Genomic DNA, 13,532 nt, shown 5'->3' with positions numbered 1-13,532 from the left:
CCAGAGCTCAAGCAGTTCATGGACGAAGCTAAGCTAGGCTAGGCGTGTAGATAACATAGCCTCCAGCAAAAATATTAAAGCACGAGCAATTCCTATTTCTGATATGAAGTAGGGGTTGCTTTTTTGGTAAAAAAATTAATTCAAAGGTGCCGTAATATGTCACTTTTATCGAATACAATGTTGTTAACAAATGTAATTGATGAAATAGGAGAGATTAAAATGCAAAAAACTTTGATTATTAACGCTCACCCGGATTTTGATAACAAGAATTCTTACGCTAACAGAATGCAAGAAATGTTCCTTGCTGCATTGGCAGAAAAGAAAATTGAGACAGAAGTTGAAGTTATCAATTTATATGATATGGAAATTCCACGCGTGGCCAAAGGGCAATTATTGACGATTTGGAATAAATTAGCTGCTGGCGAAGAATTGACACAGGCAGAAAACGAAATTGCCGATAGATCTGCCAAGTTGTTGGCACAATTCAAAGAAAACCATCGAATTGTCATTGTTATGCCATTGCACAATTTCAATATTCCATCACAATTCAAGGATTACTTCGACAATGTTTTTCTTGCTAGAGAAACTTTTAAGTATACTGAAACTGGTTCAGTTGGCTTGATGACTGATGATTACAAGGTAATGTTGTTGCAAGCTAGTGGCGGTATTTACACTAACAATGATCGTTACACTCCACTTGAATTTAGCCACTTCTATATTCGTGAAATGTTTGTCAACATGATGGGATTTGATAAATTCTACCTTGCTAGAGCACAAGGCACTACAGTTCAACCAGTTGATGAACAAGCAATTCTTACTGAAGCTAAGCGCGAAATCGAAACGCAAGTAGAAGATTTTTACAAAGCTGAAGAAAAATAATATACACAAAGCCTTCATTCCAAAAATGGGATAAAGGTTTTTGTTTTAGCGTAATTGAGTTCAAAAAGTCGCTCTCTAGTGCTATGATAAAAATGTAATATTTTATCGATATAATTCAATAATTTATCAAACGGAGGCAAAAAATGGGATTTAGAAAAGATTTTCTCTGGGGCGGTGCAATTGCTGCCAATCAAGTTGAAGGTGCCTGGAATATTGATGGAAAAGGCTTATCAGTAGCCGATGTTGCGACTTATAAGCCGGACGTTGACGTTAAAGATTATAAGAAAAATGTTGCGGTAACTACAAAAGATATTGAAGAAGCAATTCAAGCTGGCAATGATAAGTATTATCCTAAACGCCGGGGAATAGATGGCTATCATCATTATCAAGAAGATATTCGATTATTTGCAGAAATGGGTTTTAAGGTGCTGAGATTTTCGATTGCTTGGACGAGAATTTTTCCAAATGGCGATGAAAAAGAGCCTAACCAAGCAGGGATCGCCTTTTACCGTCAGGTGATCAATGAACTAAAGAAATACCATATTGAACCGCTAGTTACTCTATCTCATTATGAAATGCCATTGGCGATGGCGACAAAGTACAGTGGCTGGGCTAGCAAACAAGCAATTGACGAATTTGTTAAGTTCGCTAAAGTTTGCTTTGAGAGCTTTCCTGATGTTAAATATTGGCTAACTTTCAACGAAATCGACAGTGTTACTAGGCATCCATTTACCTCTGCAGGTATAATTCCTGATCAAAGCAAGAACTTATTGCAGGATGAATATCAAGCACTTCATAATCAATTTGTTGCTTCAGCAATGGTGACAAAAATTGCCCACGAATTAATCCCAGGCAGTCAAATAGGATGTATGTTGACAAAGTTGACAACTTACCCAGCCACTTCGAAACCAGATGATGTTTTGGTTGCTTTGAATAAAAACTTGCTAAACTACTTCCCGGCAGATGTACAAGTTAAGGGAGCATATCCGTCACTAGTTTTGGATTATTTTGCCAAAAATCACATTAAACTAGATATCACTGACGAAGAAAAGGCTATTTTGCGTGAAAATACTGTTGACTTCATTTCCTTTAGTTATTACATGTCGATGATTGCAGCTGGAGATGAAAATGGCCTTGAAATGACTGCTGGCAATACTGTGGTTGGAGGCAAGAATCCATATTTAGAAACCACACCATGGGGGTGGAGTATTGATCCACTTGGCTTACAAATTTCTTTATTAGAATTATATGACCGCTACCAAAAGCCTTTGTTTATTGTAGAAAATGGTATGGGAACAAATGATAAATTGGAAAATGGCAAGGTTCATGATGAATATCGAATCAATTATTTCCGTGAACATTTCAAGGCGATGAGGCAAGCTGTTGATGCAGGCGTAGACTTAATGGGTTATACATCATGGGGACCAATTGATTTGGTTAGCGCAAGTACTTCCCAGATGAGCAAGAGGTATGGATTTATTTATGTTGATCTTGATGATGAAGGAAATGGTACTGGCAAGCGATACAAGAAGGATTCTTTTGATTGGTACAAACATGTGATTGCTACGAATGGCGAGGAATTATAATGGAGAAGGAAGTTTTTATAACTTTCTTTTGGTTTAAAACGCTTTCTAAAATTCTATAAAGTGATAAAATACGATTATAAATATTGTCATTAATGGTTTTTATCCATATTAGGATGGAAGAAGGTAGCAATATGAACGACGACTACAACGACTATTTTGATGAGCAAGAAGAAGCTGATAAATATTTAGATGCAGGTGCTGCAGCATACCGTGATGGTGACTATCGAATAGCAAAAGAATTATATGAAAAAGCACTAGATTTGGGTAGTGTACAGGCTGCTTGCAACTTGGGTTATATCTATGCTTATGGTAGAACGGGCGAGCAAGATGACGAGAAGGCCTTTTACTACTTCAACTTGGCAGCAGCTGATGGCAATCCTAATGGACTTTACAAAGTTGGCGATGCTTATTACTGGGGTAATTTTGTTAGCAAAAATCCAAAATTAGCTTTCAAATACTACCGCAATGCGGAAATGGCTTTAGATGACGGCGACGATGATTTGAAATCAGATATTTATTATCGATTGGCATTATGCCTATTTAACGGAGTAGGTATCGAGGCAACGCCTTTGTTGGCTTTATCCTACATTGATCAAGCACATACATATTCTTATATCGATCGCTTTACTAGAAAATTTGCCTGGGAGAGCTTGGCTGACAAGATTGAAAAATTGAGAAAAGAAATTATTCTTGAGCTCGATCGGGAGTATAAGGAGTTTATGGAACATCCTATTATTGAAGAAGATGAATATTAGAATTTGGGTATAAAATAGCCTCTGCCGTTTTGGCGGAGGTTGTTTTGTTAGGGGCGATAAGTATTTGTAAATGCTTCGTTAATATTTCCCCTAAACCATTGTCTACCAAGATAAAAAATGATAGCGTTTTATATATAAGAATATTGACTAGAAAGTGAGAACAATCATGGCTTTAACCTGGGGAATTATCGGTACAGGTGGCATTGCTCACCGTTTTGCTGGAAATATGAAAATGAGTGGCACTAAAATGGTCGGCGTTGCTGCTAGAAATTTTGAAAAGACTAAGAAGTTTGCCCAAGAGTATGGCATTGAGCAAGCTTATGAAGCTGTCGATGAAATGCTGGCAAATGAACAAATTCAAGCTATCTATATTGCAACTACTAATAATACACATGTTGACTTCATTAAACAGGCCTTGCTTGCTGGCAAGCATGTTTTATGCGAAAAGCCAATGGCCATCAACACTAAGCAGTTTGATGAGTGCGCAGCTTTGGCCAAGAAGCAGGGATTGATTTTGGAAGAAGCTTTTACACCATTTCACATGCCAGTAATGAAAAAATTGCGTGAGATAGTTGATTCTGGCGTAATCAGCGATATCAAGTTAATCGAAGCTGACTTTTGTGAAAATATCGGTGAGTTGAATGATGACAGCCGGATGCTCAATCCAAAATTAGGTGGAGGAGCTTTACTTGATATAGGTTGTTACCCAATTTGTTTTGCAAGTTTGTTTATGGATGAAATTGAAGATATTTCAGCTGTTTGTCAAAAGCAAAATGGCGTTGATGTAGCCTCTAGTGTAGTGCTAAATGATGGAAAGAGATTGGCTAGCTTATCGTCATCATTTTTGACGTCTTTGCCAAGGGATGCTGTTCTTAGCGGAACTAAGGGCAATATCGTGGTTGAGCATTTTTCTAGAAGTGAAAAATTCATTGTTGATGTTGACGGACAAAAGCAAGAATATGTAGTTGGCGATAGTGAACAAGCGTGGAACTATGAAGTAGCGGACTTCAATCGTTATGTTGAAGTGGGTCATGATGATGGCGAATTAGAGCAGTCACGTAAGATTGTTCAAATTATGGATCAGATTCGTGACAAGTGGCAGTTAGTTTATCCGTTTGAATAAGAGTGAGAGAATGATTGAATTAGATCGTGTTAAAGAATTAGCCAAGAAACAACACCTGTCAGTCAGAGAGGTAAATGATCTGGCAGGTCTGGGCGTGAATTCGATTTATAATTGGAAATCAAAAAAGCCGGGATCAGCAGCGTTAAAGGCTGTAGCCCAGGTTTTGGAGACCACTACAGATTATTTGAGTGGACTTAGCGATTCTGCAAGTGCTATGGGTTCGTCGACTATATCTTTAGATGAGGATAAGCCGTACACGTATCAAGGCTACCGCATCCCCGATCGATATATCAGAATCGTCAGAGAGCTGATGGAAGATGATATTCAAGCTGGCCGAGCAGAGAAATTGTAGGTAAAGTGAAATGAAAGTCTATATTCAAACTGATAGAAATAATCTACCATTGAGCGAGAATGTTTTTGTAGCAATGAACGGCTTCAAAAAAATGGGGTTCGAAATTGTTCTATTTGATAATTTAGATAAAGTGTCATCAATGATGAATAGGGAGGATATAGTTGTTGGCGGAATTGCGACTGTTAGACGCAGACTCAATGAATTAAATATTGGCAGTGATGAAATTAATTATCCTGAAGAAATTCGAAAATACTTAGGACGTAAAATATGGTTTTCTGATATGGACACTGTTGCTAGCAATCCTGATCTTTGGCCTGTTTTTGTAAAATCTGTCGAAGGGAAAAAGATTACAGGTAAAGTTATTCGAACAGTTGAAGATTTAAACGGCTTAGGATCGAGCTTCGATAATCCTCGGATTATTTGTAGTGAAGTTGTTGACTTTGTTTCTGAATGGCGAGTTTTTGTTCGTTATGGTCAAGTTGAGGGTGTAAAGCAATATCTGGGAAGTTGGTACTATCCATATGATCCTAAGGTGATTGACAAATGTTTACACGATTATAAGAGTATTCCGGCGGGATGTTCGGTCGATTTCGGCGTTACAAGAGAGGGAAAAACTTTACTAATTGAGGTTAATGATGGGTATTCTCTTGCATCATATGGGTTGATGGATATTCAATATGCTAAATTGTTGTCTGCAAGATGGGCCGAGCTTACAGGCATGGAAGATGAATGTGCATTTGATATAAAAATTATCTAAGTACAAATGTCATAAAATTCATACTTAATAATGGTGTATAAAATTTTAGCTGTTAATTATTAAGTGTTTTGTTAAAATAACAATAGCACAGAAAAGTTTAGCGGTGGTACTTTCATTCATTAGAGATGATGCCAATGGTGTATTAACTATTGACGCAAATTTCATTGAAAGGTGGTACAGTTTGACTGATGACAGCCTTTATTTGGTCTGTCATAGTTGTAGTCTGTCTGCTTGGAATTTTGGTTACTGATTTAACGGTTTTGACCAAAAATACAACCAAGTGGCTGATTGCCTTAAAAGAGCTGACTACAGCATTCCACGATTTGTGGAAAAAATAAGCAAACAAATAGTCGCTCATAACTTTGGACAGTGTTGAGCGACTATTCGTTATCAATAACTACCACCGTTTATAACGGATCTGTGCAAAGAGAGCCGTAACAGCAGCTCTCTTTTTGTTTCTACAGATATTATAGCATTTTTTCAAAAAAGCGGGTAATAGTTAATTCTCGCTTTATTTGCTTGCCATCTATTCAAAGTAAAATTGCTTGAAGTCATACTTAAGTGTGCGGTAAGTCAAAGGACTCTTTCCGCGGTAAGTAAAGGTCTTAATTGCTTTATGCTTGCTATCGTATTCGGTGAAGCTATTGGCTTGACCAGAAGCTACGATTAAGTTGTTGCCAAGATATTCAATGGCTGAAACGAAGTGGGAATTGGTTACTGGCAGGGATGAAACTAGTTTATAAGTTTTAGCTTTTTCATCGACTAAATATTTGTAGTAGAGCGACTTTTTGCTGCCAAGAGTAACACTTCCAGTTTTTTGCTTCTTGTAGTTAGCCCAACTGAATTTTGGTCGAGAGTCCATGATTCCATAGTTGTTGTCGAACATAGATAGGTAATATTGACCGGATTTTAAGTTACTTGGCTTTTCGTAAACTAAACTATGTTGACCTGCAGAACTTAGAAATTTGCCGGACTTTTTCAAAAGTAACTTGCTGTATGAGCCGACTCCTGACCAGACGCTAGAATCGCCGATCATATATGAGATCTTTGGCTTACTGTTAATGTCTGTAAGTTTGATGATAGTAGAAGTTTCTCTTGAACTCAAAAGCATGCTATTGTCATCTGGCAAAATGATTGAATTGAAGTGCATAATGTCACGGTTGCCAATACTACTATCGCTTAGGTGGCGTACTTTACCGGTGGCAACTTTATATAAACTTGGCAATAACTTTTGTGCATCAATTGCACTGACGACTTTGCCGGTGTTATGGTCAATTTTAATAATCTGGTCTTCGACATATTTGCCATCATTGTAGCGATCAATACTGTTAGCTAAAGCCCAGATATCGCCGTTAGAGTCAACAGTAAAGTCGTGGTGGAATTCATAGCCTTGCTTGGTCAAATCGACTACCTGAGTTACTCGTCCTAATCGATTGATTCTAACCATTTCAGTTGGGCTAATGCCGAGATAAATTTGATGGTCATTAGTTGAAACTAGGCGCATAGAATTATAGCTCTTGATTGGAAAGCCGCCCCGGATTACGCCATTATTATCGACTAAAGCAGTTGAACGCATAACTTTAGAATCTTGCATCCCGATTACGGCAAAAAGGCCATCGCTCATTGGCGCTTTGCTTGAGCCTTTTTTGACCTTATAAGTGTTTGAAATATTGGCCTGCAAGTCATTGGGTTTAAAAGTAAATGCCCGAGAAATCTTGCTGCCATTTTCCATCTCTTCAGTCAAAGTTATCGTATTTTCAACTCCAGCAACGGCACCAATTAGTTGAAATTCATGCAAATTGCTGTAGCTTCCGTTAGGATTGTATGCTGTAGCACTATAATCAGCGTAGCCCTTGGCTTTGACAGTATAGCTGATCTTAGCTGGCTGGTTAGTGTGGAAGTAGACATACAGTCCAGATGGATTAGTCAAAAATGGATTTGAAATAATCAAAGGATTTTCGAAGCTATAGTAATTCGAAGCCTTGACTTCATCTAGCATTTGGGCAATTTTATTTTGATTGCTGATATTGTAGACATCGTCGAGACTTTTAATGTTTAAGTCTTGATAGTTGAAAATACTAATTCCAGTTCCACTTAATGCAACTAAATTATGCATATTCCATTTAGTAGCTGAAATATCCGTTGCAGCCAAAACTGTTTTTTGCTCCACATTTGGCACGGTCATCGCAAAGACAGCGCTAGTTAACAGGGTAGCTGCACTCATTAGAATGTACGAATGATATTTTTTCATCTTCTTATCGTCACCTTTCCTAAAAATCTTTCTTACATATTCAAGTATATTAACGATCAATCTCGAATACCATGAAAGCGATTTTATTATTATGTGACGATAAGTTTACAGTGATAGTAATGTTACATATAAAATTTGCTCAAAAAATAAGTTTTTGATAACGTGCAAAATTGCTTTTTCGGTTATAATGATTGCAAAAAGTTAAGGAAGTGGGATAAACATGGAGAATAAGAATTTTACCAGAAAATCAACTTTGTCAACTAGTCTATATGAGCATCTAGGAACCTTAAATGATGGAGTAATTGCGATCATTATGACGATTATGATTATGAGTATTCCTTCGCCAGCTAAGGATGCCGAATATGGTGAATTTTTGGTTAACATTGCTAACTATGCCGCCAGCTTTTTCATCGTTGGAAACTTTTGGTACACATCTCAACGAGTTTTTCGCAGCTTTGACAAGGTGGGCAAGGGAGAATTCATTACTGACATAACATTTTTATTCTTTTTGTCATTGATTCCTGTCAATACTAAATGGATCATCACCTCACCTAGCAAGTTAGGGTTAACAACTTATGGGATTGTCTACTTATTGACCCAGATGTCCTTGATTGTCGTTTTCGTCTTGGGCAATTATACTGATTTTACTTTGAAACAAATCCTCAGTAGGACAATCTTTCGGTCAATGACTTTGATAATTCCTTTTGCACTAATTATTACTTTTGCTTGGAAAGTCTCTTTGGCCTTGTATATTGTGCTTCCAATTATTTCGCTAATATTGCCAGATCGCAGAAGAACAAAGAAAAGTGAATAAAATAAAAATTTCCCCGTTAGGGGATTTTTTTGTATATTGATTCTAGAATAGTATTAAATTAAATAAAAATGCCAGAATTAGGTCAATATTTGGCTTGTTTACATTTGCTTGCTTAGTTAAAATTTATTTATCAATGGTGAAAGCGGGTGCAATATAATGGACAATTACTTAAGTATTGATATTGGCGGAACTAACGTAAAATATGCCTTGCTAGATAAGGCAGGAAATATTCTTGAAAAGAAAAAGATCAAAACTTCTCATGAGAAGGAAACTTTTTTGCAGTCAATTGATCAAATTATTGAACAATATAAAGATAAGATCAAGGGAATAGCATTTTGTGCTCCCGGCAAGATTGAACATACACAAATTCACTTTGGTGGGGCCTTGCCATTTCTTGATGGGATTGATTTAGGTGAAAGATATGCTGATCTAAATATTCCAGTGGCAGCAATTAACGATGGTAAGGCGAGTGTTTTAGCTGAAAATTGGCTGGGCAATTTAAAAGATTTACCTAACTGTGCTGCCATTACTTTAGGAACTGGTGTTGGCGGAGGAATTATTGCCAATGGGCAGTTGCTTAACGGTGCACATTTTCAAGCTGGTGAACTTAGCTTCATGATTTTGAATGTCTCATCAGAAGTTGGCTGGGATGATATAGCGGGTACGCGTGGATCAGCCGTGAGAATGATCGAAAAAGTTAATCATGCCGTAGGAAATGCCGATGAGACAGATGGCTTAGCCGCTTTTGAAGCAATCAATGCCGGAGATGAAGTAGCATTGAGGATCTTTAACAAATTCTGCCAAGATGTAGTGATGATTATTTTAAATATGCAATCAATCGTTGATTTAACAACAATTGCGATTGGTGGGGGTATTTCTGCCCAACCGATTTTGATTGAAGGAATCAATCAGGCATATGATGAATTTTTGGATAAAATGGAATTTTACAAGAATTCTTTGACTCGCCCTAAGATTGTTGAGGCAAAATTCAAGAATGATGCAAATCTATTTGGAGCTTTATATAACTTGTTGTTACAGGTTAATGGTGAAAAATTATAATGTCTGAGAAAACTTTGCATGAAGTAGTTATTCCTGCAGATCCGTTGAATGTTTGGTATCACATTTTTGATAATACCGAAGGACAGACTTATATTGCACCTCACTGGCACCGAGGGATTGAATTAAGCTACATTTTGCAAGGCTATGTGAGCAATTTTCAAATTGGCAATAAGTCATATACTTCTAAAACCGGAAATATTTTAGTGGTGAATTCGCAAGAGATCCATACGATCAAAAATCAATCAAAGAAGGAAGATTTAGCTTTATCAGTCATTTTTCCATATGATATGGTTTGTAGTTTGTATCCTAAAATTGATCAAGAAATTATTTCAATCAATGATTCCATAAGCTTTACAGAGTTGCAAAAACAAGCATATGCGCAATTGCAGGGATTGTTGATGGAATTTATTAGATTACATTTTAGCGATAGTAGTTTAAAATACGTTCGTATGCAGGCAATTATCGACCAAGTGTTGGTTATTTTGCTTAGCCATTTTATGGTTGAAAAGCCAACTTGTGAGCAGATTGGCCAAAGAAAGATCTATATCACGGAGAGACTGCAAGAAATTACGCAATACGTTAACAATAACTATAAAAATGACCTGAGCTTAGGTGTTTTAGCAGATGAATGCAATATTTCAAAAGAATATTTGTCGCGCTTTTTCAAGCGAGAGATGAATCTAACGGTTGATAATTATATCAATAACGTTAGAGCACAGCATGTATATAAAGTATTGCTGACGAGCAAGGATAGCTTAACCAATATTGCTTTGAACAATGGTTTTTCTGGAGTTAGAACAATGAACCGAGCTTTTAAGAAGCTTTATGGAATTACTGCTTCAGAATATCGAAAAAATAATAAAAATTAATAAAATAGATCAATGTGCGCCACATTTAGGCTAACATTGATCTTTTTGTTTTCTGGAAAATTAGCTATGATTATTTTATCGGATGTAAGCGAATACATGAGAGGAAGGAAAAATTATGGTTGATGAAAAGATTTTAGAAGCAGTAGAGCTTTTCCGGGCAGAATGTAAGAAAAACGATGATAAAAGAGACAGTGGCTTGCCACATGATATTGATGGCGTTAAGCGGATCGATGACATTCAATATGGCGAAGATCCTAAATGGAATTTGCTTGATTTATACTTGCCTGAAGATGTAACTGGCAAGCTTCCAGTGATTATCAACATCCATGGTGGCGGCTGGATTTATGGTACAAAAGAAACTTATCAGTTCTATGGTTTAGGAATGGCTAAGCGGGGTTTTGCTTTTGTAAATCCTAACTACAAGCTTGGACCAGAAGTACAATTTCCTAAAGAACTTGATCAAGTTGACCAATACATTCATTGGGTAGCTGACCATGCGGATGAATATAATTTTGATAAAAATAATGTCTTCTTAATCGGCGACTCTGCTGGTGGCCAAATGACGGAACAATATACTACAATCTTGACCAATTCTGAATATCGAGCAAAGTTTGGCTATGAATTGACTGACTTAAACTTTAGAGCAGTTGCAATGAACTGTCCGGCTTCTTTTATTCTTGATCCAGGTCTTATTACAGATGGTCCTAATGCTTACTTTACTAAAGAAATTATGGAGGACCCAGAAAATAGAGACAAGATGGATGTTGAAAAATACATTACTAGTGACTTTTTGCCAGCCTTTATTGCTACAGCAAATCAAGACTTTATCAGAGATTGCTCGATTCGCTTGGATGGTTTTTTAAGAGCAAAAGGCGTTGCAGTTATTCAAAAGTCCTGGGGAGATGCAGAGAATCCTCGCGGACATGTCTTTATGATTAATCAACGCGATGACCTTGCAGATCAAGCAAATGATGAGGAAGCAGAATTCTTTAGAAGCCATATGGGCTAGGGGGATTAGATCATGCAAGAAAAACAACCCCAAGATCATTTGATCTTTAAGATTTCCTTATTGTCAATTTCCATCTTTTTGATGATGGCTCCAGCTATTTCGCCAGCTTTGCCATTAATGTACAATGCCTTTCCTGGCGTTGACCGAGGCGGAGTTGAAACTTTGGCAACAATTCCTAATATTGGTATTGTTATGGGATTATTGATCAGTCCATTTCTTATTCGATTAGTTGGTGAAAAGGCAACAATCATCACAGGTTTAATTGTTACTTTGTTAGCTGGTACTTTTCCAATGTACGCGACAGCTTATACGCCAATTTTAGTTTCTAGATTTTTGATTGGTGCAGGAATTGGTTTGTTTAATTCTTTAGCTGTTAGCTTAATTCCTGAATTTTATAGCCGGGAAGAAGAAGAACTAGCTTCAATGATCGGTTTTCAAAATGTCATGGGTAGTGTAGGGGCAGCAGCTGCTTCATTCTTGATCAGTTACCTAATAACTATCTCCTGGCATGCTGCTTTTGCTATTTACTTCTTGGTTATTCCAGTTTTGATTTTGTTTACTTTATTCGTTAAATTTCCTAAAAAAGCAGATGCTGCTAAGGGCGAAAAGAAGGAAAAACAAACAATCAATAGCAAAGTAGTTTGGATTTCAGCTTTAATGTTCTTTATTTTCTTGTTCTACATGCCAATCAGCTTCAAGATTCCAACTTTTGTAGTTCAAGAAAAATTAGGAACGGTTAGTCAATTATCTGTTTTGACTGGTGTATTGAGTCTTGTCAGCATCCCTGTCGGTGCATCGTTTGGATTCTTTTTCAAAAAATTACATGACAAAATTTTCCCACTCGGCTTTACTATCCTTACTGTAGGTTTCTTCACTATTACTTTTGCCGTTAACTTTGCTATGTTAGCAGTCGGTAACTTGATTTTAGGTATTGGCTTTGGACTAGCGCTTCCATATATGTATAATTGGCTAGACTGGTCAGCACCCAAGAATTCTGTTAACTTGGCTACAACAATCGTTTTAGTTTTGGTAAATGTTGGTTGTGCTATTTCGCCAATGGTTTTAAACGCAATTAGTTCAAATGCTAAGGTGATTTTGCTTATTAGTAGTTGCTTCTTTGCAATTTTCACAGTTTACGCATTCATTCATTACATGAAAGTTCATAAGAAGTAAGATCGATAATCCTTAGATCTAAATAACAACTCTCAATAAAATACCCTCGTTAATTCAAAAATGATTAGCGAGGGTATTTTCTGCAATAACTTATTCTGATTGATGTAATTCTGTCGGCAGAAATTGATGGCGAAATCTCTGAAACGACTAATCGAAGGAGTCAAGAAGTGGTTAGCCTTAGTAATGCAATAAATTTTGTGAGAAGAGGTGCCATCTTTTAAGTGAAGGAGCTTGATTCTTTGGCGGTCGGTCTGGCGTCGGTATTGTTTGGAAGTGTTGTTTTTGCAGTTTCTACTAGCAATGTTCAAGGAGCGAATGGACAAACTTGGGTTGGTTTGAAAGAAAATACCTCAGCTCAAGCGCCCAGTCAAGATCAGACGATAAGTGGAATCATAATGTCTTTGTCAAAGGGCTATGACAAGTTTGGTAATGATACGGGTGCTAGATATAATAACTAGATATAATAAATACACACCAATTAAATGCTTGCCAAGTATAGTTAAAATCAAAGACAAGACATACTATAAACTAGCCGATAATAATCATTATGTAAAAATCATTAATATTGCAGGCAAAAAACGCACTCTAAGGCATAAAGCGTACGCCTATAATTCAAAAGCGGAAAAGAACTTTTTGAAAAAGTTTGCTGAAGGCGAGGATTTGATCACATATGGAAGCCAAGTAACCTTGAAGGATGGCAAAAAATATTATCAAATCGGTAAGGAAAGTTATGTTAGAGCAAGTAATTTTGTAAGATAAATATAGTGTAAAAATTAAAACACATCTTTTATGATGTGTTTTTTAATGTCTATAATTAGCTGAAAAAGCTATCCTTGGAACTATATTTTTGATAAAATAACAAAAGCACGAAAAAGTATGAGCGGTGGTACTTTCGTTTCATGGAG

15 protein-coding genes are annotated in these 13,532 nt (G+C 36.8%); 14 read left to right on the top strand and 1 reads right to left on the bottom strand.

The features are described 5' to 3' along the window. The first annotated feature begins 219 nt into the window (after positions 1-219). The 7 genes from BN53_RS01220 (at position 220) to BN53_RS09535 (ending at position 5,790) form a co-directional block, all read left to right on the top strand. Complete coding sequence (locus BN53_RS01220) at positions 220-879, top strand: FMN-dependent NADH-azoreductase (protein WP_009559055.1); 660 nt, start codon at positions 220-222, stop codon at positions 877-879. 143 nt (positions 880-1,022) lie between these two features. Further along, positions 1,023-2,465, top strand: coding sequence for a glycoside hydrolase family 1 protein (locus BN53_RS01215; RefSeq protein WP_009559054.1), 1,443 nt, complete (start codon positions 1,023-1,025; stop codon positions 2,463-2,465). 131 nt (positions 2,466-2,596) lie between these two features. Then, positions 2,597-3,220: a tetratricopeptide repeat protein gene (locus BN53_RS01210; RefSeq protein WP_009559053.1), complete on the top strand. Its 624-nt coding sequence runs from the start codon at positions 2,597-2,599 to the stop codon at positions 3,218-3,220. 166 nt (positions 3,221-3,386) lie between these two features. After that, on the top strand, positions 3,387-4,343 hold the full coding sequence (locus BN53_RS01205; RefSeq protein ID WP_009559052.1) for a Gfo/Idh/MocA family protein: 957 nt from the start codon (positions 3,387-3,389) through the stop codon (positions 4,341-4,343). 10 nt (positions 4,344-4,353) lie between these two features. Next, positions 4,354-4,695 (top strand): helix-turn-helix transcriptional regulator, encoded by a 342-nt coding sequence (locus BN53_RS01200; RefSeq protein WP_009559051.1) that lies wholly within the window; start codon positions 4,354-4,356, stop codon positions 4,693-4,695. A 10-nt stretch (positions 4,696-4,705) separates the two neighbouring features. Then, positions 4,706-5,452: an ATP-grasp domain-containing protein gene (locus BN53_RS01195; protein WP_009559050.1), complete on the top strand. Its 747-nt coding sequence runs from the start codon at positions 4,706-4,708 to the stop codon at positions 5,450-5,452. A 188-nt stretch (positions 5,453-5,640) separates the two neighbouring features. After that, a complete protein-coding gene (locus BN53_RS09535; RefSeq protein WP_009559049.1) occupies positions 5,641-5,790 on the top strand; it encodes a hypothetical protein in 150 nt (49 codons plus the stop codon). Positions 5,791-5,978: 188 nt separating this feature from the next. On the opposite strand, the gene BN53_RS01190 is transcribed toward BN53_RS09535, so the two are convergent. Further along, positions 5,979-7,703, bottom strand: coding sequence for an aryl-sulfate sulfotransferase (locus BN53_RS01190; RefSeq protein WP_009559048.1), 1,725 nt, complete (start codon positions 7,701-7,703; stop codon positions 5,979-5,981). Positions 7,704-7,923: 220 nt separating this feature from the next. Between BN53_RS01190 and BN53_RS01185 the strand changes: the two genes are divergently transcribed. The 7 genes from BN53_RS01185 (at position 7,924) to BN53_RS10050 (ending at position 13,386) form a co-directional block, all read left to right on the top strand. Then, positions 7,924-8,517: a TMEM175 family protein gene (locus BN53_RS01185; RefSeq protein WP_009559047.1), complete on the top strand. Its 594-nt coding sequence runs from the start codon at positions 7,924-7,926 to the stop codon at positions 8,515-8,517. Positions 8,518-8,673: 156 nt separating this feature from the next. After that, entirely contained in the window at positions 8,674-9,576 is a 903-nt protein-coding gene (locus tag BN53_RS01180; protein ID WP_009559046.1) for an ROK family protein, read from the top strand. Next, positions 9,576-10,445 carry an AraC family transcriptional regulator gene (locus tag BN53_RS01175; RefSeq protein WP_009559045.1) on the top strand — a complete coding sequence of 290 codons (870 nt, stop codon included), beginning with the start codon at positions 9,576-9,578 and terminating at the stop codon, positions 10,443-10,445. Before BN53_RS01180 ends, BN53_RS01175 begins: the two co-directional genes overlap by 1 nt. A gap of 115 nt (positions 10,446-10,560) precedes the next feature. Further along, positions 10,561-11,454 (top strand): alpha/beta hydrolase, encoded by an 894-nt coding sequence (locus BN53_RS01170; protein WP_009559044.1) that lies wholly within the window; start codon positions 10,561-10,563, stop codon positions 11,452-11,454. Between the two features lie 12 nt (positions 11,455-11,466). Continuing rightward, complete coding sequence (locus BN53_RS01165) at positions 11,467-12,627, top strand: MFS transporter (RefSeq protein WP_009559043.1); 1,161 nt, start codon at positions 11,467-11,469, stop codon at positions 12,625-12,627. A gap of 239 nt (positions 12,628-12,866) precedes the next feature. Continuing rightward, positions 12,867-13,085 (top strand): hypothetical protein, encoded by a 219-nt coding sequence (locus tag BN53_RS01160; protein ID WP_133286397.1) that lies wholly within the window; start codon positions 12,867-12,869, stop codon positions 13,083-13,085. Further along, entirely contained in the window at positions 13,042-13,386 is a 345-nt protein-coding gene (locus BN53_RS10050) for an SLAP domain-containing protein (RefSeq protein WP_081495905.1), read from the top strand. Before BN53_RS01160 ends, BN53_RS10050 begins: the two co-directional genes overlap by 44 nt. Positions 13,387-13,532 lie beyond the last annotated feature (146 nt).

This window comes from Lactobacillus pasteurii DSM 23907 = CRBIP 24.76 (assembly GCF_000297025.1).
GTDB classification, from domain to species: domain Bacteria; phylum Bacillota; class Bacilli; order Lactobacillales; family Lactobacillaceae; genus Lactobacillus; species Lactobacillus pasteurii.
This window is presented reverse-complemented; position numbering and strand designations above follow the sequence as displayed.

Coding starts and splice junctions, on each gene's coding strand:
- BN53_RS01185 (WP_009559047.1), top strand. CDS start 7,924: ATGGAGAATAAGAATTTTACCAGAAAATCAACTTTGTCAACTAGTCTA.
- BN53_RS01165 (WP_009559043.1), top strand. CDS start 11,467: ATGCAAGAAAAACAACCCCAAGATCATTTGATCTTTAAGATTTCCTTA.
- BN53_RS09535 (WP_009559049.1), top strand. CDS start 5,641: ATGACAGCCTTTATTTGGTCTGTCATAGTTGTAGTCTGTCTGCTTGGA.
- BN53_RS01190 (WP_009559048.1), bottom strand. CDS start 7,703: ATGAAAAAATATCATTCGTACATTCTAATGAGTGCAGCTACCCTGTTA.
- BN53_RS10050 (WP_081495905.1), top strand. CDS start 13,042: ATGACAAGTTTGGTAATGATACGGGTGCTAGATATAATAACTAGATAT.
- BN53_RS01175 (WP_009559045.1), top strand. CDS start 9,576: ATGTCTGAGAAAACTTTGCATGAAGTAGTTATTCCTGCAGATCCGTTG.
- BN53_RS01180 (WP_009559046.1), top strand. CDS start 8,674: ATGGACAATTACTTAAGTATTGATATTGGCGGAACTAACGTAAAATAT.
- BN53_RS01215 (WP_009559054.1), top strand. CDS start 1,023: ATGGGATTTAGAAAAGATTTTCTCTGGGGCGGTGCAATTGCTGCCAAT.
- BN53_RS01170 (WP_009559044.1), top strand. CDS start 10,561: ATGGTTGATGAAAAGATTTTAGAAGCAGTAGAGCTTTTCCGGGCAGAA.
- BN53_RS01205 (WP_009559052.1), top strand. CDS start 3,387: ATGGCTTTAACCTGGGGAATTATCGGTACAGGTGGCATTGCTCACCGT.
- BN53_RS01210 (WP_009559053.1), top strand. CDS start 2,597: ATGAACGACGACTACAACGACTATTTTGATGAGCAAGAAGAAGCTGAT.
- BN53_RS01220 (WP_009559055.1), top strand. CDS start 220: ATGCAAAAAACTTTGATTATTAACGCTCACCCGGATTTTGATAACAAG.
- BN53_RS01195 (WP_009559050.1), top strand. CDS start 4,706: ATGAAAGTCTATATTCAAACTGATAGAAATAATCTACCATTGAGCGAG.
- BN53_RS01200 (WP_009559051.1), top strand. CDS start 4,354: ATGATTGAATTAGATCGTGTTAAAGAATTAGCCAAGAAACAACACCTG.